Annotated in this window: 21 protein-coding genes and 1 tRNA gene; 19 read left to right on the forward strand and 3 right to left on the reverse strand. The window is 60.9% G+C overall.

Going from position 1 to position 25958, the window contains the following annotated elements; translation table 11 throughout:
* Window positions 1–49: 49 nt before the first annotated feature.
* From apaG to AC07SI_RS20550, 7 genes are all read left to right on the forward strand, one after another.
* Window positions 50–430 carry a Co2+/Mg2+ efflux facilitator ApaG/CorD gene (gene apaG / locus AC07SI_RS20520; protein ID WP_065904636.1) on the forward strand — a complete coding sequence of 127 codons (381 nt, stop codon included), beginning with the start codon at window positions 50–52 and terminating at the stop codon, window positions 428–430.
* A complete protein-coding gene (locus tag AC07SI_RS20525; protein WP_495006407.1) occupies window positions 430–1281 on the forward strand; it encodes a symmetrical bis(5'-nucleosyl)-tetraphosphatase in 852 nt (283 codons plus the stop codon). The genes apaG and AC07SI_RS20525 overlap by 1 nt, the downstream gene beginning before the upstream one ends.
* Before the next feature lie 29 nt (window positions 1282–1310).
* Window positions 1311–1640: a thiosulfate sulfurtransferase GlpE gene (gene glpE / locus AC07SI_RS20530; protein ID WP_065904641.1), complete on the forward strand. Its 330-nt coding sequence runs from the start codon at window positions 1311–1313 to the stop codon at window positions 1638–1640.
* A gap of 285 nt (window positions 1641–1925) precedes the next feature.
* Window positions 1926–3848, forward strand: a complete 1923-nt coding sequence (locus tag AC07SI_RS20535) for a PrkA family serine protein kinase (protein WP_003194732.1) — start codon at window positions 1926–1928, stop codon at window positions 3846–3848.
* Window positions 3849–3961: 113 nt separating this feature from the next.
* Window positions 3962–5233, forward strand: a complete 1272-nt coding sequence (locus tag AC07SI_RS20540; protein WP_065904643.1) for a YeaH/YhbH family protein — start codon at window positions 3962–3964, stop codon at window positions 5231–5233.
* Window positions 5230–6795, forward strand: a complete 1566-nt coding sequence (locus AC07SI_RS20545; protein WP_065904645.1) for a SpoVR family protein — start codon at window positions 5230–5232, stop codon at window positions 6793–6795. Before AC07SI_RS20540 ends, AC07SI_RS20545 begins: the two co-directional genes overlap by 4 nt.
* Before the next feature lie 63 nt (window positions 6796–6858).
* Window positions 6859–8088: a multifunctional CCA addition/repair protein gene (locus AC07SI_RS20550; RefSeq protein ID WP_495006408.1), complete on the forward strand. Its 1230-nt coding sequence runs from the start codon at window positions 6859–6861 to the stop codon at window positions 8086–8088.
* A gap of 57 nt (window positions 8089–8145) precedes the next feature.
* Here the strand turns inward: AC07SI_RS20550 and folK are convergent, their stop codons facing one another.
* Both folK and folB read right to left on the reverse strand, forming a co-directional pair.
* Window positions 8146–8664, reverse strand: coding sequence for a 2-amino-4-hydroxy-6-hydroxymethyldihydropteridine diphosphokinase (gene folK, locus AC07SI_RS20555; protein WP_065904649.1), 519 nt, complete (start codon window positions 8662–8664; stop codon window positions 8146–8148).
* On the reverse strand, window positions 8655–9008 hold the full coding sequence (gene folB / locus AC07SI_RS20560) for a dihydroneopterin aldolase (RefSeq protein ID WP_495006409.1): 354 nt from the start codon (window positions 9006–9008) through the stop codon (window positions 8655–8657). The genes folK and folB overlap by 10 nt, the downstream gene beginning before the upstream one ends.
* 74 nt (window positions 9009–9082) lie before the next feature.
* On the opposite strand from folB, the gene plsY reads away from it, so the two are divergent.
* Window positions 9083–9652 (forward strand): glycerol-3-phosphate 1-O-acyltransferase PlsY, encoded by a 570-nt coding sequence (plsY, locus tag AC07SI_RS20565; protein WP_065904651.1) that lies wholly within the window; start codon window positions 9083–9085, stop codon window positions 9650–9652.
* Window positions 9653–9684: 32 nt separating this feature from the next.
* On the opposite strand, the gene tsaD is transcribed toward plsY, so the two are convergent.
* Window positions 9685–10710: a tRNA (adenosine(37)-N6)-threonylcarbamoyltransferase complex transferase subunit TsaD gene (tsaD, locus tag AC07SI_RS20570; RefSeq protein WP_065904654.1), complete on the reverse strand. Its 1026-nt coding sequence runs from the start codon at window positions 10708–10710 to the stop codon at window positions 9685–9687.
* Window positions 10711–10912: 202 nt separating this feature from the next.
* Between tsaD and rpsU the strand changes: the two genes are divergently transcribed.
* The 11 genes from rpsU to pqqA all read left to right on the forward strand — a co-directional run bounded on the left by rpsU (window position 10913) and on the right by pqqA (window position 25957).
* The gene (rpsU, locus tag AC07SI_RS20575) at window positions 10913–11128 is read left to right on the forward strand and encodes a 30S ribosomal protein S21 (RefSeq protein ID WP_002551877.1); all 216 of its coding nucleotides are present in this window, start codon (window positions 10913–10915) and stop codon (window positions 11126–11128) included.
* Window positions 11129–11572: 444 nt separating this feature from the next.
* Window positions 11573–13543: a DNA primase gene (gene dnaG, locus AC07SI_RS20580; protein WP_065904655.1), complete on the forward strand. Its 1971-nt coding sequence runs from the start codon at window positions 11573–11575 to the stop codon at window positions 13541–13543.
* A 67-nt stretch (window positions 13544–13610) separates the two neighbouring features.
* A complete protein-coding gene (rpoD, locus tag AC07SI_RS20585) occupies window positions 13611–15461 on the forward strand; it encodes an RNA polymerase sigma factor RpoD (RefSeq protein WP_495006410.1) in 1851 nt (616 codons plus the stop codon).
* 136 nt (window positions 15462–15597) lie between these two features.
* Window positions 15598–19341 carry an EAL domain-containing protein gene (locus AC07SI_RS20590; RefSeq protein ID WP_282397591.1) on the forward strand — a complete coding sequence of 1248 codons (3744 nt, stop codon included), beginning with the start codon at window positions 15598–15600 and terminating at the stop codon, window positions 19339–19341.
* Window positions 19342–19356: 15 nt separating this feature from the next.
* Window positions 19357–19433: transfer RNA gene (locus AC07SI_RS20595), tRNA-Ile, on the forward strand.
* A gap of 169 nt (window positions 19434–19602) precedes the next feature.
* The gene (locus tag AC07SI_RS20600) at window positions 19603–20121 is read left to right on the forward strand and encodes a hypothetical protein (RefSeq protein ID WP_495006411.1); all 519 of its coding nucleotides are present in this window, start codon (window positions 19603–19605) and stop codon (window positions 20119–20121) included.
* Window positions 20122–20205: 84 nt separating this feature from the next.
* On the forward strand, window positions 20206–20652 hold the full coding sequence (locus tag AC07SI_RS20605; protein ID WP_065904662.1) for an Lrp/AsnC family transcriptional regulator: 447 nt from the start codon (window positions 20206–20208) through the stop codon (window positions 20650–20652).
* Between the two features lie 168 nt (window positions 20653–20820).
* Complete coding sequence (locus AC07SI_RS20610; RefSeq protein ID WP_065904799.1) at window positions 20821–22503, forward strand: flavin monoamine oxidase family protein; 1683 nt, start codon at window positions 20821–20823, stop codon at window positions 22501–22503.
* Window positions 22504–22513: 10 nt separating this feature from the next.
* Window positions 22514–23308: a carbon-nitrogen hydrolase family protein gene (locus tag AC07SI_RS20615; protein ID WP_495006412.1), complete on the forward strand. Its 795-nt coding sequence runs from the start codon at window positions 22514–22516 to the stop codon at window positions 23306–23308.
* A 48-nt stretch (window positions 23309–23356) separates the two neighbouring features.
* A complete protein-coding gene (gene pqqF / locus AC07SI_RS20620; protein WP_495006413.1) occupies window positions 23357–25723 on the forward strand; it encodes a pyrroloquinoline quinone biosynthesis protein PqqF in 2367 nt (788 codons plus the stop codon).
* A gap of 159 nt (window positions 25724–25882) precedes the next feature.
* Complete coding sequence (gene pqqA / locus AC07SI_RS20625) at window positions 25883–25957, forward strand: pyrroloquinoline quinone precursor peptide PqqA (RefSeq protein ID WP_003194766.1); 75 nt, start codon at window positions 25883–25885, stop codon at window positions 25955–25957.
* The last annotated feature ends 1 nt before the right edge of the window (window position 25958 follow it).

Genomic DNA, 25958 nt, shown 5'->3' on the forward strand with positions numbered 1-25958 from the left:
GACTGATCCGCATCTGCTGTCCTCCGCTTTTGCTTTTAAGGCCTCTTGCATGTCCGATCCTCGCTACCAGATCGACGTCAGCGTCGTCACCCGCTTCCTGGCGGACCAATCGCAACCTGAACAGAACCGCTTCGCCTTTGCCTACACCATCACGGTGAAAAACAACGGGCTGGTGCCGGCCAAGCTGCTGTCACGCCACTGGGTGATCACCGACGGTGACGGCCAGGTCGAGGAAGTGCGCGGCGCCGGGGTGGTCGGCCAGCAACCGTTGATCGACATTGGCGCCAGCCACACCTACAGCAGCGGCACGGTGATGACCTCCAAGGTCGGCACCATGCAAGGCTCCTATCAGATGAAAGCCACCGACGGCCAACTGTTCGACGCCGTCATTGCACCCTTTCGCCTTGCCGTGCCGGGAGCCCTGCACTGATGGCGACGTACGCGGTCGGTGACCTGCAAGGCTGCCTGGAGCCCCTCAAGTGCCTGCTCGAGCGCGTCGCCTTCGACCCGGCGCACGATCGCCTGTGGCTGGTGGGTGACCTGGTCAATCGTGGCCCGCAATCGCTGGAGACGCTGCGCTACCTCTATAGCCTGCGCGACTCGCTGGTGTGCGTACTCGGCAACCACGATCTGCACTTGCTGGCGGCCGGCAATAACATCGAACGCCTGAAAAAGGGCGACACCCTGCGCGAAATCCTCGAAGCCCCGGATCGGGCCGAATTGCTCGACTGGCTGCGTCGGCAAAAACTCATGCATTACGACGAAGGCCGCAACATGGCCATGGTGCATGCTGGCATCCCGCCGCAGTGGACGTTGAAGAAAGCCCTCAAGTGCGCCGCCGAAGTCGAGACCGCGCTGGCTGATGACACCCTCTACACCACCTACCTCGACGGCATGTATGGCAATGAGCCAGTGAAGTGGGACAACGACCTTACCGGCGTGACCCGCCTGCGGGTCATCACCAACTACTTCACCCGCATGCGCTTCTGCACTGCCGAGGGCAAGCTGGACCTCAAGAGCAAGGAAGGCGCCGACACCGCGCTGCCCGGCTACAAGCCCTGGTTCGCCCATAAAGAGCGCAAGACCCGCGACACGCAGATTGTCTTCGGTCATTGGGCGGCCCTTGAGGGTAAATGCGACGAGCCCGGCGTGTTCGCCCTCGACACCGGCTGTGTGTGGGGCGGCACCATGACCCTGATGAACATCGACACTGGCGAGCGCCACGGCTGCCAGTGTCAATCCACCCTTCCCGTTACACTGCCGGCTGCCGCCAAGCGCTAGACGCCGCCGCCATGCCCAAGGAGCCCGCCATGAGCGAATTCAAACGTATCCCTCCCGAACAAGCCCAGGCCCTGCGCGAGCAAGGTGCCGTGGTGGTCGACATCCGCGACCAGCCGACGTATGTGGCAGGTCACATCACCGGTGCCCAGCACCTGGACAACGTCAACATCGCCGATTTCATCCGCGCCGCCGACCTAGACGCGCCGCTGATCGTGGCCTGCTACCACGGCAACTCCAGCCAGAGCGCGGCCGCCTATCTGGTCAGCCAGGGCTTCTCCGACGTCTACAGCCTGGACGGTGGCTTTGAGCTGTGGCGTACGACGTATCCTGCAGAAATTGCTTCAGGGGATTCGCAATAATTTTTTTCACACCCCGCTACCCCGCGTGACGCTTGGGCTCGCGCCGCTTCTGACGAACGGCGCAGCCAAACTAATTGCGCATCGCGCCTTGACCTCTCCGATTCCGAACTATCCTTAAGCGCAGGCCATCCGAATCAGGGGAGAGCCGGTACACCGGCGTGCGGGTCATCGGTAGCGTTTCAGGGTGTTCTGGGGGGAAAACGGCCATTGGCGTTCGTCAATGACTGCCAGCATCGACTGATTGATCCGGCGTCGGCTCCACGTATCGAGCGAGGTGACGACGTCATGAGTATTTTCAGCCACTTCCAACAACGCTTCGCATCCACACAGCAGGAAGAACTCACGCTTCAAGAGTATCTCGAGCTGTGCAAACAGGATCGCAGCACCTACGCGTCTGCCGCCGAGCGCCTGCTATTGGCGATTGGCGAGCCGGAGCTGGTGGAAACCGCCAACAATTCGCGCCTGTCGCGAATATTCTCCAACAAGGTGATCCGCCGCTATCCGGCCTTTGAAGACTTCCACGGCATGGAAGAATGCATAGACCAGATCGTCTCCTACTTCCGCCACGCCGCCCAAGGCCTGGAGGAGAAGAAACAGATCCTCTACCTGCTCGGCCCCGTCGGCGGCGGTAAATCGTCCCTGGCCGAAAAACTCAAACAACTGATCGAGAAGGTGCCCTTCTACGCCATCAAGGGCTCACCGGTCTTCGAGTCGCCCCTGGGCCTGTTCAACGCCACGGAAGATGGCGCGATCCTCGAAGAAGACTTCGGCATCCCACGCCGCTACCTCAACACCATCATGTCGCCCTGGGCCACCAAGCGCCTGGCAGAGTTCGGCGGCGACATCAGCCAGTTCCGCGTCGTGAAACTCTACCCATCGATCCTCAACCAGATCGGCGTGGCCAAGACCGAACCTGGCGACGAGAACAACCAGGACATCTCGGCGCTGGTCGGCAAGGTCGATATCCGCAAACTGGAAGAATTCCCACAGAACGACGCCGACGCCTATAGCTACTCGGGCGCACTGTGCCGGGCCAACCAGGGCCTGATGGAGTTCGTGGAGATGTTCAAGGCGCCGATCAAGGTGCTGCACCCATTGCTCACCGCCACCCAGGAAGGCAACTACAACAGTACCGAAGGCCTCGGCGCGATTCCGTTCACCGGGATCCTGCTGGCCCACTCCAACGAATCGGAATGGCACACCTTCCGCAACAACAAGAACAACGAGGCCTTCATCGACCGGATCTACATCGTCAAGGTGCCGTACTGCCTGCGCGTCAGCGATGAGATCAAGATCTACGACAAGCTGCTGTTCAACAGCTCCCTGGCCAAGGCGCATTGCGCACCCGACACCCTGAAGATGCTCGCCCAGTTCACCGTGCTGTCGCGCCTCAAGGAGCCGGAGAACTCGAATATCTATTCGAAGATGCGCGTATACGACGGCGAAAACCTCAAGGACACCGATCCCAAGGCCAAGTCGATCCAGGAATATCGCGACACGGCAGGTGTGGATGAGGGCATGAACGGCCTGTCGACACGTTTCGCGTTCAAGATCCTGTCCAAGGTCTTCAACTTCGACCCCCATGAGATTGCCGCCAACCCGGTGCACTTGCTGTATGTGCTGGAGCAGCAGATCGAACAGGAACAATTCCAGGCCGAAACCCGCGAGCGCTACCTGCGCTTCCTCAAGGAATACCTGGCACCGCGCTACATCGAGTTCATTGGCAAGGAAATCCAGACGGCTTACCTGGAGTCCTACAGCGAATACGGCCAGAACATTTTCGACCGCTACGTGCTGTACGCCGACTTCTGGATCCAGGACCAGGAATACCGCGACCCGGAAACTGGCGAAATCCTCAACCGCGTGGCCCTCAACGAGGAACTGGAAAAAATCGAAAAACCCGCCGGCATCAGCAATCCGAAGGATTTCCGCAACGAGATCGTCAACTTCGTGTTGCGCGCCCGCGCCAACAACAACGGCAAGAACCCCACCTGGCTCAGCTACGAGAAGCTGCGGGTGGTCATCGAGAAGAAAATGTTCTCCAACACCGAGGATCTGCTGCCGGTCATCAGCTTCAATGCCAAGGCCAGCAAGGAGGATCAGCAAAAACACAACGACTTCGTCACACGAATGGTCGAGCGTGGCTACACCGACAAACAGGTACGGCTGCTCTCCGAGTGGTACCTGCGAGTTCGTAAATCGCAGTAAGGCAGCGGCAGGCGTGCGCTGCCAGGTCTTTGGCCTGGCAGCTGACCGCTTGTCTCTAAGCTTCCAGCTCGCGGCTTGAAGCTTGTAACGTGAAGCTGCCCGGAGGGCTCCCCATGAGCTATGTGATCGACCGACGCCTCAATGGCAAGAACAAGAGCACGGTAAACCGCCAGCGTTTCCTGCGGCGTTACCGTGACCACATCAAAAAGGCCGTTGAAGAGGCCGTCAGCCGCCGCTCCATCACCGACATGGAGCATGGCGAACAGATCAGCATTCCCGGAAGGGACATCGACGAACCGGTGCTTCACCATGGCCGGGGCGGCAAACAGACCGTCGTGCATCCCGGCAACAAGGAATTCACCACCGGCGAACATATCCAGCGCCCCCAAGGCGGTGGCGGCGGCAAGGGCCCGGGCAAGGCCGGCAATTCCGGCGAAGGCATGGATGAGTTCGTGTTCCAGATCACCCAGGAAGAGTTCCTCGAGTTCATGTTCGAGGACCTGGAGCTGCCCAACCTGGTCAAGCGCAACCTGACCGGCACCGATACCTACAAGACCGTACGCGCCGGGATCAGCAACGAGGGCAACCCGTCCCGGATCAACATCATTCGTACCCTGCGCTCGGCCCACGCCCGGCGTATCGCCCTGTCCGGCAGCAGCCGCGCCAAACTGAAGGAAGCCAAGGAAGAACTGGCACGCCTGAAACGCGAAGAACCGGACAACTTCGGCGATATTCAGGAAATGGAAGCGGAAATCGAAAAACTCAGCGCGCGCATCCATCGCGTGCCGTTTCTCGACACCTTCGACCTCAAGTACAACCTGCTGGTCAAGCAGCCCAACCCCAGCTCCAAGGCCGTGATGTTCTGCCTGATGGACGTGTCCGGCTCCATGACCCAGGCAACCAAGGACATCGCCAAGCGGTTCTTCATCCTGCTGTACCTGTTCCTGAAGCGGAACTACGACAAGATCGACGTGGTGTTTATCCGTCATCACACCAGCGCCCGGGAAGTCGACGAGGAGGAGTTCTTCTACTCACGGGAAACCGGCGGCACCATCGTCTCCAGCGCCCTGAAGCTGATGCAGGAGATCATGGCCGAACGCTACCCGGCCAACGAGTGGAACATCTACGCCGCCCAGGCTTCCGACGGCGACAACTGGAACGACGATTCACCGATCTGCCGCGACATCCTGATCAACCAGATCATGCCGTTCGTGCAGTACTACACGTACGTCGAGATCACCCCCCGTGAGCACCAGGCCCTGTGGTTCGAATACGAGCGCATCGGCGAAGCCTTTGCCGATACATTCGCGCAACAGCAACTGGTCTCGGCCGGCGATATCTACCCGGTCTTCCGTGAACTCTTCCAGCGCAGGTTAGTGACATGACCGCCAAAAAAGAGCATAAGCGCCAACCCATTTCCACGGGGTCTGAATGGACCTTCGAACTGATCCAGGCCTATGACCGGGAAATCAGCCGCATCGCGGCGGGTTATGCCCTGGACACCTACCCCAACCAGATCGAAGTGATCACCGCCGAACAGATGATGGATGCCTACGCCTCTGTCGGCATGCCTCTGGGTTACCACCACTGGTCCTACGGCAAACACTTCCTCAGCACCGAGAAGTCCTACACCCGCGGGCAGATGGGCCTTGCCTACGAGATCGTGATCAACTCCGACCCGTGCATCGCCTACCTGATGGAAGAAAACACCATCTGCATGCAGGCGTTGGTGGTGGCCCACGCCTGCTATGGCCACAACAGCTTCTTCAAGGGCAACTACCTGTTCCGCACCTGGACCGACGCCAGCTCGATCATCGATTACCTGGTATTCGCCAAGCAGTACATCATGCAGTGTGAGGAACGCCACGGCATCGACGCGGTGGAAGACCTGCTCGACTCCTGCCACGCCCTGATGAACTACGGCGTTGACCGCTACAAACGCCCTTATCCGATTTCCGCCGAGGAAGAACGCCTGCGCCAGAAGGAGCGCGAGGAGCATCTGCAGAAGCAGATCAATGACCTGTGGCGCACCATTCCTAAAAAGGCTGGCAAAAACAACGACAAAGACAATGCACGCTTCCCCGCCGAACCTCAGGAAAACATCCTGTACTTCCTGGAAAAACACGCGCCGCTGCTGGAGCCATGGCAACGGGAAATCGTGCGCATCGTGCGCAAGATCGCCCAGTATTTTTATCCACAGCGCCAGACCCAGGTGATGAACGAAGGCTGGGCGACGTTCTGGCACTACACCTTGATGAACGACCTGTACGACGAAGGCCTGGTCACTGACGGCTTCATGATGGAGTTCCTCACGTCCCACACCAGTGTGGTGTTCCAGCCGGGCTTTGACAGCCCGTACTACAGCGGCATCAACCCGTATGCCCTGGGGTTTGCCATGTACCGCGACATCCGGCGCATGTGCGAACACCCCACCGAGGAGGATCGCCGCTGGTTCCCGGAGATCGCCGGCAGCGACTGGCTCTCGACCATCAAGTTCGCCATGAGCAGCTTCAAGGACGAGAGTTTCATCCTGCAGTACCTGTCGCCTCAGGTTATTCGCGATCTCAAGCTGTTCAGTATTCTGGATGACGACCTCAAGGATGACCTGGTGGTACCAGCCATCCATGACGAACCCGGATATCGCGTGATCCGCGAAACCCTGGCGGCGCAGTACAACCTGGGCAACCGTGAACCCAACGTGCAGATCTACAGCATCGACGTACGTGGCGACCGCTCGCTGACCCTGCGCCATCAGCAGCACGACCGCAAACCGCTGGGTGAATCCACCGAGGAAGTGCTCAAGCACCTGCACCGGCTGTGGGGGTTCGACATCCATCTGGAGACCCTGCAGGGCGATCAGGTGATGAAGACCCACCACGTGCCACCGCGCAGCGATCACAACGACAACGACTACGGCCGCCTGGACCTGGCCGTCGTTCATCTCTGAAACAGCAAAGCCTCCATTGGTCAGGCACAGGCGGTATCCTGTGCCGCTAATGGAGGCTTTTTCATGAAAATCTACAAAGTCGGCGGCGCCGTACGGGACCGCCTGCTGGGCATCGAGGTCACCGATATCGACCGTGTCGTCGTCGGTGCAACGACCGAAGAGATGCTCGCCAAGGGCTACAAGCCGGTGGGTGCTGACTTCCCGGTATTCCTGGACCCGAAAAACGGCGATGAATACGCCCTGGCCCGCACTGAACGCAAGAGCGGCAGGGGTTATGGTGGTTTTGTATTCCACGCCAGCCCCGAGGTCACGCTGGAAGAAGACCTGATCCGCCGCGACCTGACCATCAACGCCATGGCCGAAGACGACGACGGCAGCCTGACCGACCCTTACCACGGCCAACGCGACCTTGAAGCGCGCATCTTGCGCCACGTTTCCCCCGCGTTCGCCGAAGATCCCCTGCGTGTACTGCGTGTTGCCCGCTTTGCCGCGCGCTACGCACACCTGGGCTTCACCGTCGCACCTGAGACCCTGGAACTGATGCGTCAGCTCAGCGAATCCGGTGAACTGGAGGCCCTCACGCCAGAGCGCAGCTGGAAAGAAATCTCCCGCGCACTGATGGAAGATCAGCCACAGGTCTTTATCCAGGTCCTGCGAGACTGCAACGCGCTGAAAACATTGATGCCGGAAGTGGACGCACTGTTCGGCGTGCCACAACCCGAAGCCCATCATCCCGAGATCGACACCGGTGTACACACCTTGAGCGTGCTGCAGCAGGCTGCCTTGCACCAACAGCCGCTGACCGTGCGCTGGGCCTGCCTGCTGCATGACCTGGGCAAGGGATTAACGCCTGTGGATAAGTTGCCACAGCATATTGCCCACGAACACCGGGGCTTGAAGCTGATCAAGGCGGTCAACGAGCGCTTCAAAGTGCCCAGGGACTGCCAGGAATTGGCACTGCTGGTCGGCCAGTATCACACCCATGGTCATCGCGCGCTGGAGCTCAAAGCCTCGACACTCCTTGATTTGCTGCAGAGTTTCGATGCCTACCGGCGGCCGCAGCGCTTTGAAGAGTTTGTGGTGAGTTGTGAGATGGACGCGCGAGGCCGTAAAGGTCTGGAGCAAAGGAGTTATCCACAGGCGGATTATTTGCGCGGCGCGGCCAAGGTCGCGCGCGAAGTTGCAGTCGCGCCCTTGCTGGAGAAGGGTTTCAAAGGCCCGGAGTTGGGCGAGGCACTCAAGCGCGAACGGCTCAAGGCATTAAAAATCTACAAGGAACACCACGCCCTGTAGCAGTCGGCTTGCCGGCGATCGTGTATCCGCGGTCGCTATCGCCGGCAAGCCGGACTTCTACAGGAGCGTGTTCGGCGTCAGTTGCTGGCCTTGCCACTCAAACGCGACCGGGGCCAGCACCTGGTCAATCTGCGCATCGCGCCACAGCTCAGCCAGGGTCTTGCCGACCTCAGGGTGCACACGCTCCGGCGCCATCAACGACAGCGGCCACAGCACAAACGCATTCTTCAGGATCTCCGCACGCGGCAGGATCAAACCATCGAAATTGCCCACCAGTTCGCCATACAGCAGCACGTCGATGTCCAGCGGCAGGCCCTTGCGGTCTGGCGCATAGCGACCGTTATCGGCCTCGATGAACTTGAGCCGACGGTCCAGCTCCATCAACGGCAGGTCGGTATAGCCCGACACCACCAGGTTGAAAAAGGGCCCGCTCTTGATGCCCACCGGCTGGCTTTCGAACACCGCCGAGCAGCGCATATCCGTCAAAAAGCTCGCCAGGGCGTCCAGGCCTGCGTGCAAACGCGGCTCGCGCTCGATATTGCTACCGAGACCAAGGTACACCTGAGTTAGCGACATCCGCGCTCGATCTCCACGCCCACGCCCTTGGCAGCCGGCACGGCTCCCGGCTTGGTCAACTTGAGGTGCAGCCAGGGAATCTGGAATTCACTCATCAGCACTTCGGCCAGGCGCTCGGCGAAGGTTTCCACCAGTTGGTACTGGGACTGCTCGGCAAAGGCCTGGATACGCGCGCACACGCTGGCGTAATCCAGGGCCAGGGTCAGGTCGTCACCCGCAGCCGCCGGGCGATTGTCCCAGGCAAAACTCAGGTCCAGACGCAGACATTGGCGAATGCCACGCTCCCAGTCGTAGGCCCCGATCACGGTGTCGACTTCCAGGCCTTCGATAAACACTCTGTCCAAGCACTCTTCTCCGCAGCACGACAAGGGCGCGATGCCCCGTTAGAATCAGGGCGTCCTCGCCCGGAATAGTTAGCATGTTTTGGTCACTGGCGATTCTCGCCTACCTGCTCGGCTCGCTGTCCTTTGCCATTTTGCTCAGCCGCCTGACGGGAAATCCCGACCCGCGAATGAGTGGCTCAGGCAATGCCGGCGCCACCAATATGTTGCGCCTGGCGGGCAAGAAACTTGCCGTCCTGACGTTGCTCGGCGACGTCTGCAAGGGCCTCTTGCCCGTACTGATCGCCAATGCTGCCGGCCTGTCCCTGCAGCAGCAGGCCTGGGTGGGCGTGTGCGCCGTCCTGGGCCATCTGTTTCCGCTGTACTTCCGCTTTCGCGGCGGCAAAGGGGTCGCGACGGCAGCCGGCATGCTGCTGGGGATCTACCCGCCGGCGGCGTTGCTGGCCGTGCTGGCCTGGCTGCTGACGTTCTACCTGACCCGCACCAGCTCACTGGCCGCATTGATCGCCACCCCGCTCACCCTGCCGTTGCTGGCCTGGCAGGAACCGGCAGCGCTGCTGCCGATGAGCGTGTTGACGCTGCTGATCGTCTGGCGCCACCGGGGCAATTTACGCGACCTGTTTGCCGGGCGCGAACGGCATTTTTAAATACCCCCAATGCGCGCGGCCCACGCTGCACCTCACAGCGGTGACAACTGCTCCATCGGCCAACGTGCCTGCACGCTGATCGCCAGGCTTTCATGTTGCCCGGCCTGCAGGCGCTGGCAACCGGCATAGGCGATCATCGCGCCGTTGTCGGTGCAGAACTCCGGCCGCGCGTAGAACACATCACCCTTCATGTCGCCGAGCATTTTCTCCAGCGAAGCGCGCAAGGCCTTGTTGGCGCTGACGCCGCCTGCGATCACCAGGCGCTTCATACCAGCCTGTTTCAGGGCACGCTTGCACTTGATGGTCAAAGTCTCCACCACGGCCTGCTGGAACGCCAGCGCGATGTCGCAACGGGCTTGCTCACTGTCGTCCCCGGCGCTGACGCTCTGCTGCCAGGTGTTCAGCGCCGAGGTTTTCAAGCCGCTGAAGCTGAACATCAGGCCCGGCCGATCGCACATCGGGCGCGGGAAGGTGTAGCGGCCCGGCACGCCCTTTTCAGCGAGCCGGGCGATTTCCGGACCACCGGGATAATTGAGCCCCATCATCTTCGCGGTCTTGTCGAATGCTTCACCGGCAGCGTCATCCAGCGACTCGCCCAACAACGTGTATTGGCCGATCCCGTCGACCTGGACCAGCTGCGTATGACCGCCGGAAACCAACAAAGCGACGAACGGGAACTGCGGCGGGGTTTTTTCCAGCATCGGCGCCAATAAATGGCCTTCCATGTGGTGCACACCCAGGGCCGGAATCCCCCAGGCGAAGGCCAGCGCCTGGGCGCAAGAGGCCCCAACCAGCAGGGCTCCGACCAATCCGGGGCCAGCGGTGTAGGCAATGGCGTCGATCTCGGTCGGCACGCAACCGGCTTCGTCCAGCACCTGGCGAATCAACGGCAGCATGCGCTTGACGTGATCACGGCTGGCGAGCTCGGGCACCACGCCGCCATAAGCGCGGTGCAGGTCGATCTGACTGAACAGCGCATCGGCCAGGAGCCCGCGTTCACTGTCGTAAAGTGCGACACCGGTTTCGTCGCAGGAGGTTTCAAGTCCCAGTACTAGCATGGGTTTGCGCCTTGTAGAGGCTGAATTCGAAGGCGCGCATAATAGTCGCCACTCCCCCTCCCGACTAGCGGTTTTCGATCAGAGGCTTTGCATTCCGGGCAATGAGGGGTTAACATCCGCAACCCTTAAAAACCGACGACCTCAGCCGCGAATTTTTTGCGACGAGAACGTTGATCCCGGTAATGAAAGAAGGTAGCTCTGGATGCCAGCCGTCAAAGTAAAAGAGAACGAACCCTTCGACGTAGCTCTGCGTCGTTTCAAGCGCTCCTGCGAAAAAGCCGGTGTTCTGGCTGAAGTTCGTAGCCGCGAATTTTACGAGAAGCCAACTTCTGAGCGTAAGCGTAAAGCAGCAGCCGCTGTTAAGCGTCACGCCAAGAAAGTTCAGCGCGAGCAGCGCCGCGCCGTTCGTCTGTACTAATACACAGACGTTCGTAGCAAGCTTCTGCCAAGCCCGGCCCTCAGCCGGGCTGTTGGCATTTGCGGATATCGCTTGATGCTTCACCGTCGACGCCGCACACGCGACCGAGACACTGCTTCACACGTCAGGACTGGCTCTTCTGCCAGCGGTGCACGTCTCTTCTGACGAGCCTAACAAGGCTACTGACGAGCACACTTATTCCATAAACAGGCGATCAACTGGATCGACTGTGCCCATCAAGGCGTTTCCGAGGCCCACCGTTGGCCAATACCGGGCGTCAGGGCAACATTTCCACACCGAAGACTGATTAGAAACTAACGTCAGTGAATATTCGGCAGATACACTTCCGTACACCCCATGCAGACGCTAGATGCTCGAGCACTCGATACGCGCGCTTGAACACTTCACGGGCCCTCATTTACACGCAGTGATGACGAGAACGCCATGGCCGGGCTGATTCCCCAGAGCTTTATTGACGACCTTCTGAACCGCACCGACATCGTCGATGTTGTCAGCTCGCGCGTGCAAATGAAGAAGGCCGGCAAGAACTACACCGCCTGCTGCCCGTTCCACAAAGAAAAGACCCCCTCGTTCAGCGTCAGCCCTGACAAGCAGTTCTACTACTGCTTCGGCTGCGGCGCCGGCGGCAACGCCCTCGGCTTCATCATGGACCACGACAACCTGGACTTCCCCCAGGCCGTCGAGGAACTGGCCAAAGCCGCCGGCATGGAAATCCCCCGCGAGGAAAGTGGCCGTGCGCACAAACCGCGCCAGCCTACCGATTCGCCGCTGTACCCGCTGCTGACGGCCGCTGCCGACTTCTATCGTCAGGCGCTTAAAAGCCATCCGCAGCGCAAGGCCGCCGTCGACTACCTCAAGGGTCGCGGACTCACCGGTGAAATCGCCCGTGACTTCGGCCTCGGTTTCGCCCCGCCGGGCTGGGATAACCTCTACAAGCACCTGAGCAGCGACACCCTGCAGCAAAAAGCCATGATCGATGCCGGCCTGCTGGTGGAAAACGCCGAGACCGGCAAGCGCTATGACCGTTTCCGCGACCGCGTGATGTTTCCGATCCGCGACAGCCGGGGCCGCATCATCGCCTTCGGCGGCCGCGTGCTGGGTGACGACAAGCCCAAATACCTGAACTCCCCGGAAACCCCGGTGTTTCACAAGGGCCAGGAGCTGTACGGGCTGTTCGAGGCGCGCAAGAACAACCGCAACCTCGATGAAATCATTGTGGTTGAAGGCTACATGGACGTGATCGCGCTGGCTCAGCAAGGCCTGCGCAATGCGGTGGCCACCCTTGGCACCGCGACCAGCGAAGAACACATGAAGCGCCTGTTTCGCGTGGTGCCCAGCGTATTGTTCTGCTTCGACGGCGACCAGGCCGGCCGCAACGCCGCCTGGCGCGCCCTCGAAGCCACGCTGTCGAGCCTGCAGGACGGGCGCCGCGCTCGCTTTCTGTTCTTGCCCGAAGGCGAAGACCCGGACACCCTGGTCCGCTCCGAAGGCACCGACGCGTTCCGCGCGCGCATCAACCAACATGCACAGCCGCTGGCCGACTACTTCTTCCAGCAACTGACCGAAGAAGCCGATCCACGCTCGCTTGAAGGCAAGGCCCACATGGCCACCCTCGCTGCGCCGCTGATCGACAAAGTCCCAGGCGCGAACCTGAAATCGCTGATGCGCATGCGCCTGCTCGAAATCACCGGATTGAGCGGTGAAGCCGTCAGCCAGCTGGTGCACAACGCCCCGCAGGACGCGCCGCCTGCCTACGACCCAGGCATGGATTACGACGCCATGCCGGACTATTCGGATTTCCATCAACCGCAGGAGGCCTACGCGCCACAGCAGGAATGGACGCCGAAAAAACCCGGCGCCGGCGGCAAGAAATGGGACAAGAAGCCCTGGAGCAAGAATGGCAAGCGCGGTGATCGCGACGAAGCCTACGCCCCGCGCACGCCGGTTGCCGTGGAGGCACCGACGTTGATTGCCCTGCGCACGCTTATCCACCACCCGCAACTGGCGGGCAAGGTTGAAAGTGCCGAACATTTTGCCAACGAGAGCAACACTTACGCCCAGGTGCTGATCGCCCTGATCGAAGCCGTGCAGAAAAATCCTAAGCTAAACTCTATTCAGCTGATGGCTCGTTGGCATGGAACCGAACAAGGCCGCTTGTTGAAAGCCCTCGCGGAAAAGGAGTGGCTAATTGACGGCGATAACCTTGAACAACAGTTTTTAGACACCATTACTAGGTTATCCGCGGGTCAGCACACGCAGACCCTCGATGAACTGATCAAGAGAGCAAGGCAGCCGGGATTGTCGGCTGAAGAGCAAATTCAGATAGCAAAACAGATGCGCGACCTCTTAAAACAGAATGTTTCCGCATCAAACCCGACCTCAGCTGGCGTGTGAGGTCATAGCTCGGGTATAATCCTCGGCTTGTTTTTTGCCCGCCAAGACCTTCAGTGGATAGGGTGTTATGTCCGGAAAAGCGCAACAGCAGTCTCGTATCAAAGAGTTGATCACCCTTGGTCGTGAGCAGAAGTATCTGACTTACGCAGAGGTCAACGATCACCTGCCTGAGGATATTTCAGATCCAGAGCAGGTGGAAGACATCATCCGCATGATTAACGACATGGGGATCCCCGTACACGAGAGTGCTCCGGATGCGGACGCCCTTATGTTGGCCGACGCCGATACCGACGAGGCAGCCGCTGAAGAAGCCGCTGCCGCGCTGGCCGCGGTGGAGACCGACATCGGTCGCACGACTGACCCTGTGCGCATGTATATGCGTGAAATGGGTACCGTCGAGTTGCTGACACGTGAAGGCGAAATCGAAATCGCCAAGCGTATCGAAGAGGGTATCCGTGAAGTGATGGGCGCAATCGCGCACTTCCCAGGCACGGTTGACCACATTCTCTCCGAGTACACTCGCGTCACCACCGAAGGTGGCCGCCTGTCCGACGTCCTCAGCGGTTATATCGATCCGGACGACGGCATTGCGCCGCCTGCCGCCGAAATACCGCCGCCTGTCGATGCCAAGGCCGCGAAAGCCGACGACGATTCCGAAGACGACGACGCTGAAGCCAGCGGCGATGACGAAGATGAAGTCGAAAGCGGTCCGGACCCGATCATTGCTGCCCAGCGTTTCGGTGCGGTTTCCGATCAAATGGAAATCACCCGCAAGGCCCTGAAAAAGCACGGTCGCGCCAACAAGCAGGCAATTGCCGAGCTGCTGGCCCTGGCTGAGCTGTTCATGCCGATCAAGCTAGTACCGAAGCAATTCGAAGGCCTGGTTGAGCGTGTTCGCAGCGCCCTTGAGCGTCTGCGTGCACAAGAACGCGCAATCATGCAGCTGTGTGTGCGTGATGCACGCATGCCGCGTGCCGACTTCCTGCGCCAGTTCCCGGGCAACGAAGTTGACGAAAGCTGGACCGACGCACTGGCCAAGGGCAAGGCGAAATACGCCGAAGCCATTGGTCGCCTGCAGCCCGACATCATCCGTTGCCAGCAGAAGCTGACCGCGCTTGAGACCGAAACCGGTCTGACGATTGCCGAGATCAAGGACATCAACCGTCGCATGTCGATCGGTGAGGCCAAGGCCCGCCGCGCGAAGAAAGAGATGGTTGAAGCGAACTTGCGTCTGGTGATCTCCATCGCCAAGAAGTACACCAACCGTGGCCTGCAATTCCTCGATCTGATCCAGGAAGGCAACATCGGCTTGATGAAGGCTGTGGACAAGTTCGAATACCGTCGCGGCTACAAGTTCTCGACCTATGCCACCTGGTGGATCCGTCAGGCGATCACTCGCTCGATCGCCGACCAGGCCCGCACCATCCGTATTCCGGTGCACATGATCGAGACGATCAACAAGCTCAACCGTATTTCCCGGCAGATGTTGCAGGAAATGGGTCGCGAACCGACCCCGGAAGAGCTGGGCGAACGCATGGAAATGCCTGAGGACAAGATCCGCAAGGTATTGAAGATCGCTAAAGAGCCGATCTCCATGGAAACCCCGATCGGTGATGACGAAGACTCCCATCTGGGCGACTTCATCGAAGACTCGACCATGCAGTCGCCAATCGATGTCGCCACCGTTGAGAGCCTTAAAGAAGCGACTCGCGACGTACTGTCCGGCCTCACTGCCCGTGAAGCCAAGGTACTGCGCATGCGTTTCGGCATCGACATGAATACCGACCACACCCTTGAGGAAGTCGGTAAGCAGTTTGACGTGACCCGTGAGCGGATCCGTCAGATCGAAGCCAAGGCGCTGCGCAAGTTGCGCCACCCGACGCGAAGCGAGCATCTGCGCTCCTTCCTCGACGAGTGATACCAGAACCCCCGGCCCAGGCCGGGGGTTTTGTTTTGTATCGATTTAACTCGACAGATTAACTGCCCCCGCACCACCCCTCCCCCGCAATGCCCGTCTACACTCGAAACATTCCCCGTGCCATAACGAGACCGTTATGCCCAGATTGCCGACTGTGTTACTGCTGTCGCTGCTGACCTGGACCGCAACGGCTGGCGCGTTGACTCTTACTGATGATGAGCGTGGCTGGCTGGCGGACCATCAGGAGCTGCGCCTGGGGGTGGACGCGTCGTGGCCACCTTTTGAATACCGCGACGAAAACGGCCGCTACCAAGGCCTGGCGGCGGATTACGTGCGCCTGATCCAGGACCGCCTCGGCGTGAGGGTCAAGCTGATCGAGCCTGTGAACTGGAGCGCGGTGCTGGAGCAGGCCCGCAACAACCAGCTCGACCTGCTGCCAGGCATCATGTCCACGCCGGAGCGCCAGGGCTACATGGCGTTCACGCGCCCATACCTGGACTTCCCTATCGTCATCCTGGCCCATGAAGGCGGCGCCACTCCCCGCACCCTGAAGGACCTCTACGGCCTGAAGATTGCCGTGGTCGAGAACTACGCTCCCCATGAGCTGCTGCGCACTCATCATCCCGACCTCAACTTGGTGGCCATGCCAAACGTCAGCTCGACGTTACAGGCCCTGGCTACCGATGAGGTGGATGCGGTGGTCGGCGACCTGGCCTCCAGCGTCTGGAGCCTGCGCCAGCTCAAACTGGATGGTTTGTACGTCAGCGGCGAAACCCCCTATCGCTACCAACTGGCGATGGGCGTGCCACGAGACAACAAAATGCTGGTGGGCATCCTGGACAAGGTCCTGGCCGACCTCAGCCCGCAGGAAACCGACGCGATCCAGCAACATTGGGTCGGCAGCTTTACCGATCACCGCACATTCTGGACCGATCTGCTGATGTACGGCCTGCCTGCGGTGCTGTTGCTGAGCACCGTCCTGGCCATCGTGATTCGGATCAATCGCCGGCTCAGCTCGGAAATTTCCCGCCGTGTCGCCCTCGAACAGGAACTGCGCAGCAGCGAATATCACTATCGCGGGCTGGTGGAGAGCCTGTCCGCCATTGCCTGGGAAGCCAGCGTCACCGACTTCACCTATAGCTACGTCTCACCACATGCCGAGGAATTGCTCGGCTATCCCCGCGCGCATTGGCTGATTCCAGGCTTCTGGCGCAACATCATCCACCCGGCCGACCTGACGCGGACCGAAGCCTATTGCTACCGCGAAACCCGCGCCAGCCGCGATCACAGTGTCGATTACCGGGTGATCACTGCCGACGGTCGCTGCCTGTGGGTGCGCGACATTGTCAGCCTGATCGAACACGGCCACGAACCGGTACTGCGCGGCTTGATGATCGACATCAGCGAAGCCAAGCGCACCGAGGAGGCGCTGCAACTGTCCGAGCAGAAATTTGCCTCCGTGTTCCAGCAGTGCCCGGACATTCTGGTGATCGCGCGGCTGTCCGATGGCTGCCTGCTGGAGGTCAACAAAGCGTTCGAGGACCAGGTTGGCCTGACGGCCGAGGAAGTGCTCGGCAAAACTGCGACGTCCCTGAATATCTGGGGCATCCCGGGCATCGGCCCCGACCTGCTGAAACGTGTGCAAACCACCAGTATCCGCAACCTCGAAATGCCTTTCCGGCGCAGCAACGGCCAGGCGTTCACCGGGCTGATTTCAGCCGAGCCGTTCCAGCTCGACACCACCGAAGCCTTAGTGGTGGTGGTGCGCGACATCACCCAACTCAAGGAAACCCAGCAACAACTGCAAACCTCCGAGGAGAAGTTCGCCAAAGCCTTCCACGCCTCCCCTGACGGCTTGCTGCTGAGCCGGCAACGCGATGGCCTGCTGATTGAAGTCAACGATGGTTTCAGCCGCATCACCGGCTTCAACAGTGCCACCTCCCTCGACCAGTCCACCCTGGACCTGGGCATCTGGGTCGACCTCAACGAGCGCAAGCACATGCTGGAGTTGATGCACCGCGATGGTTTTGTGCGTGACTTCATCTGCCATATCCGTCGCAGCGACGGGCAGATCCGGCTATGTGAAGTGTCCAGCCGCCCGCTGCCGATTGCCGGTGAAGATTGCATGCTGACCATCGCCCGCGACATTACCGAACGCCAGCTGATGCAGGAAAAACTGCAACAGGCCGCGACGGTGTTTGAAAGCACCGCCGAAGGCGTCTTGATCACCGACATTCGGCAGAACATCAGCGCCGTCAACCGCGCCTTCAGCGAAATCACCGGATACAGCGAGGCTGAAGCCCTGGGCAATACACCGCGCCTGCTCGCCTCCGGCCTGCATGACAGCGCGTTTTACGCCGCGATGTGGCACCAATTGACTGCCCAGGGGCACTGGCAGGGCGAGATTTCCAACCGGCGCAAGAACGGCGAGCTGTACCCCAGCTGGCTGACCATCAGCGCCGTGCGCAACCGTGACCAGATGATCACGCACTTCGTCGCCGTCTTTGCCGATATCTCCAGCCTCAAACTGGCCCAGGCCCGTCTCGACTACCAGGCGCACCACGATCCACTGACCGGTCTGCCCAACCGCACCCTGTTCGAGAGCCGCTTGCAGGCCGCCCTCAATGGCCATCAGGAAACCGGCAAACAGGGTGCCGTGCTGTTTCTCGACCTGGACCGCTTCAAACATATCAACGACAGCCTCGGCCATCCGATCGGCGACTTGCTGCTCAAAGACATCGCGGTGCGCCTCAAGGAGCAACTGCGCGACATCGACACCGTTGCGCGCCTGGGCGGTGATGAATTCATCATCCTGCTCCCCGGCCTGCAACATGCCAGCGACGCCCAGTACCTGGCGAACAAGCTGCTGGCCTGCTTCACGCCGCCCTTCCAGGCCGGCGAACACGAGTTTTTCATCAGCGCCAGCATTGGCACCAGCCTCTATCCCCAGGATGGCACCGACGTCGCCACCTTGGTCAAAAACGCCGACGCGGCGATGTACCGCTCCAAGGCCAAGGGCCGTAACCGCGTCGAAAGCTACACCCGCGACCTTACCGCCCAGGCCAACGAGCGCGTGGCGCTGGAACATGAACTGCGCCGCGCCATTGAGCGCGACGAGCTGAGCCTGTATTACCAACCCAAACTCAGCCTGGAAACCCACGAACTGATCGGCGCCGAAGCACTGATTCGCTGGCGTCACCCCACCTTTGGCGACGTACCGCCCGAACACTTCATTGCCCTGGCCGAAGAGAACGGCATGATCCTGCAGATTGGCGACTGGGTGCTGGAGCAGGCCTGCCGGCAAATGCATGCCTGGCAATCCGCCTTCGATGATTTCGGCCCGCTGTCGGTCAACCTCGCTGGCGCGCAACTGCGTCACCCCGGCCTGCTGGGGCGCATCGAACAGCTGCTGCATGACTACCGCCTCGACCCCGGCTGCCTGCAACTGGAGATCACCGAAAACTTCATCATGAGCCAGGCCGAAGAAGCGCTGGAAGTCCTGCACCAGCTCAAACGCCTGGGTGTACAGCTGGCAATCGATGACTTCGGCACCGGCTACTCGTCCCTCAGCTACCTCAAGCGCCTGCCGCTGGATTTCCTGAAAATCGACCAATCCTTCGTCCGCGGCCTGCCCGACGACCCGCACGACGCCGCGATCGTGCGCGCCATCATTGCCTTGGGCCACAGCATGCAATTCACCATCATCGCCGAAGGTGTGGAGAACCCTGCGCAACAGGCATTCCTCGCCGCCGAGGGCTGTGAACAGATGCAAGGCTACATCGTCAGCCTGCCCCTGCCGCCGGAGCTTTTTGCAGCGACGTTTCTTCGTATGGACCTTGAGGACTTTTCGGATAGCACAGCGGAGAAACCATCGTTATAATCCGCGACCTGTTTAGGGCCTATAGCTCAGTTGGTCAGAGCAGAGGACTCATAATCCTTTGGTCCACGGTTCAAGTCCGTGTGGGCCCACCAAACAAGAAAGCCGCGCATTGCGCGGCTTTCGTCGTTTCTGGCGCCTGCAAATTCGGGGCGCTGCTGCGCTCGGCCTCGGCAATGAAAGATTTGTTAATTGTTCGCGCCAGCTGCGACGCAGACCATGGCCGGCGATCAATATCGACTTCAGTACGAGGAAACCGGCTCCATGCCTCAAGCCCCACGTTCGCCGCACGCGCTCATCCGCCCCCTGTTCAACCTGGGCAGCGCTCTCGCCATCACCCTTGCGACCTTCAGCTGCGCGCATGCAGCAACGCCCGCCCCGGCCACGATCAAGGCGTTCAAACTGTGTACGGGCGCGGACAATGCGTCGCACGTCCTGGTCGGCAGCATCGACCAGAACATGCGCAATGACGTCACCGCCATTCACTTCAAGCAAAGCCCGGCGCATGCCGCTTACGGTTGGCATAACGACCCGGAGCCGCAATACGTGATGACACTGTCCGGCACCCTGGCGTTCGCTACGCGGGGTGGCGAGACGTTCACGTTGCATCCCGGTGAAGTGCTGGTCGCCGAAGACAACACCGGCTCAGGCCATCGCTGGAACCTCATCGACGACCAGCCTTGGCGGCGTGGCTACGTGGTGTTGAAGCCCGGCGCAGTCGATTCGTTTGTGCCCGACGACCCCGTCGCGGCGAAGGTGTGCAAGGCGCCCGCCGCGAGCTGAGCGCAGCCTGGAACCGAACGTGCGGTTCCAGGACGCAAGCCTGTAACATGCCACTCCATTGCCGTCCGCTCTGGAGCTTTGCCCTTGCCCGTCCTCGATGAAATCGATCGTCAACTGATCGCCGCCCTGCAGATCAACGCGCGTGAAAGCGTGGCCATGCTCGCTCGGCAGCTGGGCATCGCGCGTACCACGGTGACGTCGCGCCTGGCACGGCTGGAGAAAACCCAGGTGATCACCGGTTACGGCGTGCGCCTGGGACAGCGTGTCGTGGATGGCGGTTTGCAGGCTTATGTCGGGATCACTGTACAGGCGCGCTCGGGCAAGGAGGTGCTGCGCAAGTTGAGTGCCATGGCCCAGGTGCAGCAGCTGTGTGCAGTGAGTGGTGAGTTCGATTACGTTGCCTGGCTGCGCACCGATTCGCCGGAGCAACTGGACCAACTGCTGGACCAGATCGGCAGTGTCGACGGTGTGGAAAAAACCACCACCTCGATCATCCTCAGTAACAAATTGGACCGCGGCCAACCAATTTGACCAGCAACCTCGTCATATTGACTGAAACCAATTCATTCCGACGACACATTGCGTCTTATTAACGAGCGCAACGCTCCCTAAACTGGCTGCCATCTTTTCCTATACTCAGCGGGTCACGTCCTGCCGAGTCGTCAGCAAGGGTCAGCCATGAGCATTCCGTCCAGCACCATCAGCAAGACCAATCGTCACCCCGCAGACGGCAAGAAACCCATCACCATCTTCGGCCCGGACTTTCCGTTTGCCTTCGATGACTGGATCGAACACCCGGCCGGGCTGGGCAGCATTCCCGCCGCCAACCATGGCGCCGAAGTGGCGATCGTCGGGGCCGGGATCGCCGGCCTGGTCGCCGCCTACGAGCTGATGAAACTGGGCCTCAAGCCGGTGGTGTACGAAGCCTCGAAGATGGGCGGCCGCCTGCGCTCCCAGGCCTTCGAAGGCGCCGAAGGCATCATCGCCGAGCTGGGCGGCATGCGCTTCCCGGTGTCGTCCACCGCGTTTTATCACTATGTCGACAAGCTGGGCCTGGAGACCAAACCCTTCCCCAACCCGCTGACGCCGGCGTCCGGCAGCACGGTGATCGACCTCGAAGGCCAGACCCATTACGCCCAAAAGCTCTCAGACTTGCCGGTACTGTTCCAGGAAGTCGCCGATGCGTGGGCGGATGCCCTGGAAGCCGGCTCGCAGTTCGGCGATATCCAGCAGGCGATCCGCGACCGTGACGTGCCTCGCCTCAAAGCGCTGTGGAACAAGCTGGTGCCACTGTGGGACGACCGCACTTTCTACGACTTCGTCGCCACCTCCAAGGCATTCGCCAAGCTCTCGTTCCTGCACCGCGAAGTGTTCGGCCAGGTCGGTTTCGGCACCGGCGGCTGGGACTCTGACTTCCCCAACTCGATGCTGGAAATCTTCCGCGTGGTCATGACCAACTGCGACGACCACCAGCACCTGGTGGTCGGCGGCGTGGCCCAGGTGCCGATGGGCATCTGGCGTCACGTACCGGAGCGTTGCGCCCACTGGCCGGCCGGCACCAGCCTCAGCTCGTTGCACCGCGGCGCGCCGCGCGCCGGGGTCAAGCGCATCGCCCACGCTGCCGATGGCCGCTTTGCCGTCACCGACAACTACGGCGACACGCGCGAATACGCCGCCGTGCTTACCACCTGCCAAAGCTGGCTGCTGACCACCCAGATCGAGTGCGATGAAACCCTGTTCTCGCAAAAAATGTGGATGGCCCTCGACCGCACGCGCTACATGCAATCGTCGAAAACCTTCGTGATGGTCGACCGCCCGTTCTGGAAAGACAAAGACCCGGAAACCGGCCGCGACCTGATGAGCATGACCCTCACCGATCGCCTGACCCGTGGCACCTATCTGTTCGACAACGGCGACGACAAACCCGGGGTGATCTGCCTGTCGTACTCATGGATGAGCGACGCGTTGAAAATGCTGCCGCAGCCTATCGATAAACGCGTGAAGCTGGCCCTCGACGCGCTGAAAAAGATCTACCCGAACGTCGACATCAAGGCACGCATCATCGGCGATCCGATCACAGTGTCCTGGGAAGCCGACCCGCACTTTCTCGGGGCCTTCAAGGGCGCGCTGCCGGGTCACTATCGCTACAACCAGCGGATGTATGCGCACTTCATGCAGAAGGACATGCCCGCTGAACAACGTGGGATTTTTATCGCCGGCGATGACGTGTCCTGGACCCCTGCCTGGGTCGAGGGCGCGGTACAGACCTCGCTGAACGCGGTGTGGGGCATCATGACCCACTTTGGCGGCAGCACTCACCCCGAGAATCCCGGGCCGGGTGATGTATTCGACGAGATCGGGCCGATCGCCCTGGCGGACTAAGGAGTTGAGAATGCGTGTCGCCCTGTACCAATGCCCGCCGTTGCCGCTGGATGTGGCCGGCAACCTCAAGCGTCTGCACCAACTGGCGCATGAAGCTTCGGCTGCCGATGTGCTGGTGCTGCCGGAGATGTTTCTCAGCGGCTACAACATCGGCGCCGAGGCGGTTGGCGCCCTGGCCGAAGCGCAGGATGGGCCATCGGCTCAAGCAATTGCCGAAATGGCGCAAAGCGCTGGCCTGGCGATTCTGTACGGCTACCCGGAACGCGCCGAAGACGGACAGATCTACAACGCCGTGCAATTGATCGACGCCCACGGCCAGCGCTTGTGCAACTACCGCAAGACCCACCTGTTTGGCGACCTGGACCACTCGATGTTCAGTGCCGGCGGCGATGATTGGCCGCTGGTGGAGCTCAACGGCTGGAAGCTCGGCGTCCTGATCTGCTACGACCTGGAGTTCCCGGAAAACACCCGCCGCCTGGCTCTCGCCGGAGCCGAGCTGATCCTGGTACCCACGGCCAATATGGTGCCGTTCGACTTTGTTGCCGACGTGACGGTGCGGGCACGCGCCTTCGAGAACCAGTGCTACGTGGCCTACGCCAATTACTGTGGGCATGAAGGCGAGATTCAGTACTGTGGGCAAAGCAGCATCGCCGCGCCGGACGGCCAGCGCATCGCCCAGGCCGGCCTGGATGAAGCCTTGATTGTCGGCACGCTGGATCACCAATCGATCCGCGACGCGCGCGCCGCCAATCACTACCTGCAAGACCGCCGCCCCGAACTGTACGGCGCACTGCACAAGCCCTGATCCTGCGGGTTTGCTAGCATAGGCACCTCTCTTGTTTCGGAAGTGCCCATGCCTGCGCCGGCCCACCCCCATCGCCAACACCTGACCCTGGCCAACGGCCTGCGGGTTTCCCTGCACCATGCGCCGCGCTTGAAACGCAGTGCGGCGGTCTTGCGGGTGGCTGCCGGCAGCCATGATGTGCCGCTGGCGTGGCCGGGGCTGGCGCATTTTCTGGAGCACCTGTTGTTTCTCGGTACTGTGCGTTTTCCCACGGGCGAAGGCTTGATGGCCTACGTGCAACGCCAGGGTGGCCAAATCAATGCCAGCACGCGCGAGCGCACCACGGAGTTCTTCTTCGAGTTGCCGGTGGCGAGCTTGGCGCAAGGTTTGGAGCGGCTGGCAGACATGCTGACTCACCCGCGCCTGACGGTCGAAGACCAGTTGCGTGAGCGCGAAGTCCTGCACGCCGAGTATGTGGCCTGGTCCCAGGATGCCCAGGCGCAACAGCAGGTTGCGTTGCTGGCAGGCCTGGCGGCGGATCATCCGTTGCGGGGTTTTCATGCAGGTAACCGCGACAGCCTGCCGGTGGAGCGTGAGGCTTTTCAGCAAGCGTTGCGGGCATTCCACCAAGGGTTCTATCGCAGCGGGCAGATGACGTTGAGCCTTGCCGGCCCCCAGTCGCTGGCAGACTTGCAAGCCTTGGCGCAGCAGTTCAGCGCAGCCCTGACCTCGGGGCCTTTGCAGCCCCAAGTCGAGCCGCCGCCATTGGCGCAAGGCCAGGCACCGAGTTATCAACATGTCGCCGATAACCACCTGCACCAGGTCATTACCTGCAGGGTTCCCCGCGAAGCACTGGATTTTCTCTGCACCTGGCTAAACGCCTCGGCACCAGGCGGCCTGTTGGCGGAACTGAAGGCAAGAAAACTCGCCAGCGCAGTGCAGGCGTCGGTGCTTTACCACTTCGCCGGACAAGCAGTGCTGGATATCGACTTCACGCTCGCGAACCAAAGCGCTTCGGCGACACACGTCGAGGCATTGCTTTACGACTGGCTGAGCTTTTTCGCACACAGCGACTGGGCTTCACTGCGAGAAGAATTCGACCTGCTGGCGGCGCGCCAACAGCAGGTGCAAGGCGCACTGGCCCTGGCCCGGCACGACAGCGAAGGCCTGACGGATGAGGACGTCGCGGCCCTCAAGACCCTGCTGGAGACCCTGCACCTACCGTCCTGCGAACAGGCCTGGCAACTGCCGCCCAACAATCTGTTCCTGCGCCCACCCGTCAAGGACGAGCGCGCCGGCCTGATTCGTGGCCAAACCAGCGCCCACCGGGGCTTGCGCACCTTTGCCCAAGACCGTTCGCGGGGGCGGCGAGAGCTGTCGGCACTGACATTCAGCCAAGGGTTGGCGAATGACAGCGATGAGGGCGCGCTCTACCTGCACTGGCGGTTTGAGGCCGCCGTACCCGCCGGGCTGGATAGCACCTTGCAGGCACTGCGCGAGAATGCTCGTCAGGCAGGTGTTGAAATGTCTTTCGAAACTGTCGGCAATGACTGGCTGGTGAAGCTGATCGGGCTGCAAGAGCCGATGCCAGCGATACTCGAGGCGCTGGCGCTCGACTTGAATCAACCGCAAGAGACGCCCAGCGCCCCGACACCGATGCTGGCGATCCGGGCATTGCTCAAGGCGCTCCCTGCCTGTTGCACCGCCGGCGTCAGCGTCTCCAGCGAGCAACCCATGTCCTGGGCCACCGCACGTTGGCAAGGGCTTGGCGTTGGTTTGTCACCCGCCTCTGAAGTGGCGATCAAGGCTGCGGCCGCGCGCTTGCCCGGGCACGCAGTGCGACTGGAATCCACGTGCACCAGCATCAGCGGCCAACATCTCTGGCATCAACTGAACACCGACTCCGCAGAGGCGGCGTTGCTGCTGTTTTGCCCTGCGCCGACCCAGTCCCTGACGGACGAAGCCGCGTTACGATTGCTCGGGCATTTGCTCCAGGGCCCCTTCTACCAACGTCTGCGGGTCGAGCTGCAGTTAGGCTACGCCGTGTTCAGCAGCGTCCGACAAATCAACGGGCAAATCGGACTGCTGTTTGGCGTGCAATCCCCCAGCGTTTCACTTGAAGGGATCCTTGAGCATCTGCAGGCTTTCCTGGCGCAGTTGCCTGCGCTGATCGACAGCCGCTCGCTGGATAACCAGGCCCTGGCGCAACAATTCACGGTCCAGGCGCTGCCCATCGCCCACGCCGCCGAACTGCTCTGGCAGGCGGATTTGGCGGGCCATCCGTCGGATTACCTCACGCGCCTCCAACAAGCGATCCAGGCCTGCACCCGCGAAGACCTGCTGCACGCCGCCCGACAGCTCGAGGCTGCTGCAGGCGGCTGGCGCTGCATCGCCAACGGCCCGCGCATCAACGATGCCTGGCAAATGCCCGGCTGATCATTGCCGCCCTTGCAAAAGGCTTTTGTTACCGAGACAGCGCTAACTTGAAAAGAATTGCGTAACATTCATACGCACACCTCTGAACATCTCCGACTGGAGGTGGACTATATGTATTACTTGGTAGTGAATGTCCCATCCCTTCGTAGGAGTAAGAATATGACCTGGTCCAAACCTGCTTACACTGATCTGCGCATCGGTTTCGAAGTCACCATGTACTTCGCCAGCCGTTAAT

The sequence above is a fragment of the Pseudomonas sp. GW821-FHT05D12 genome (genome assembly GCF_059419825.1).

Excerpts from the sequence above, each read along its gene's own strand:
- apaG (WP_065904636.1), top strand. The coding sequence starts at position 50 with ATGTCCGATCCTCGCTACCAGATCGACGTCAGCGTCGTCACCCGCTTC.
- AC07SI_RS20525 (WP_495006407.1), top strand. The coding sequence starts at position 430 with ATGGCGACGTACGCGGTCGGTGACCTGCAAGGCTGCCTGGAGCCCCTC.
- glpE (WP_065904641.1), top strand. The coding sequence starts at position 1,311 with ATGAGCGAATTCAAACGTATCCCTCCCGAACAAGCCCAGGCCCTGCGC.
- AC07SI_RS20535 (WP_003194732.1), top strand. The coding sequence starts at position 1,926 with ATGAGTATTTTCAGCCACTTCCAACAACGCTTCGCATCCACACAGCAG.
- AC07SI_RS20540 (WP_065904643.1), top strand. The coding sequence starts at position 3,962 with ATGAGCTATGTGATCGACCGACGCCTCAATGGCAAGAACAAGAGCACG.
- AC07SI_RS20545 (WP_065904645.1), top strand. The coding sequence starts at position 5,230 with ATGACCGCCAAAAAAGAGCATAAGCGCCAACCCATTTCCACGGGGTCT.
- AC07SI_RS20550 (WP_495006408.1), top strand. The coding sequence starts at position 6,859 with ATGAAAATCTACAAAGTCGGCGGCGCCGTACGGGACCGCCTGCTGGGC.
- folK (WP_065904649.1), bottom strand. The coding sequence starts at position 8,664 with ATGTCGCTAACTCAGGTGTACCTTGGTCTCGGTAGCAATATCGAGCGC.
- plsY (WP_065904651.1), top strand. The coding sequence starts at position 9,083 with ATGTTTTGGTCACTGGCGATTCTCGCCTACCTGCTCGGCTCGCTGTCC.
- tsaD (WP_065904654.1), bottom strand. The coding sequence starts at position 10,710 with ATGCTAGTACTGGGACTTGAAACCTCCTGCGACGAAACCGGTGTCGCA.
- rpsU (WP_002551877.1), top strand. The coding sequence starts at position 10,913 with ATGCCAGCCGTCAAAGTAAAAGAGAACGAACCCTTCGACGTAGCTCTG.
- dnaG (WP_065904655.1), top strand. The coding sequence starts at position 11,573 with ATGGCCGGGCTGATTCCCCAGAGCTTTATTGACGACCTTCTGAACCGC.
- rpoD (WP_495006410.1), top strand. The coding sequence starts at position 13,611 with ATGTCCGGAAAAGCGCAACAGCAGTCTCGTATCAAAGAGTTGATCACC.
- AC07SI_RS20590 (WP_282397591.1), top strand. The coding sequence starts at position 15,598 with ATGCCCAGATTGCCGACTGTGTTACTGCTGTCGCTGCTGACCTGGACC.
- AC07SI_RS20600 (WP_495006411.1), top strand. The coding sequence starts at position 19,603 with ATGCCTCAAGCCCCACGTTCGCCGCACGCGCTCATCCGCCCCCTGTTC.
- AC07SI_RS20615 (WP_495006412.1), top strand. The coding sequence starts at position 22,514 with ATGCGTGTCGCCCTGTACCAATGCCCGCCGTTGCCGCTGGATGTGGCC.
- pqqF (WP_495006413.1), top strand. The coding sequence starts at position 23,357 with ATGCCTGCGCCGGCCCACCCCCATCGCCAACACCTGACCCTGGCCAAC.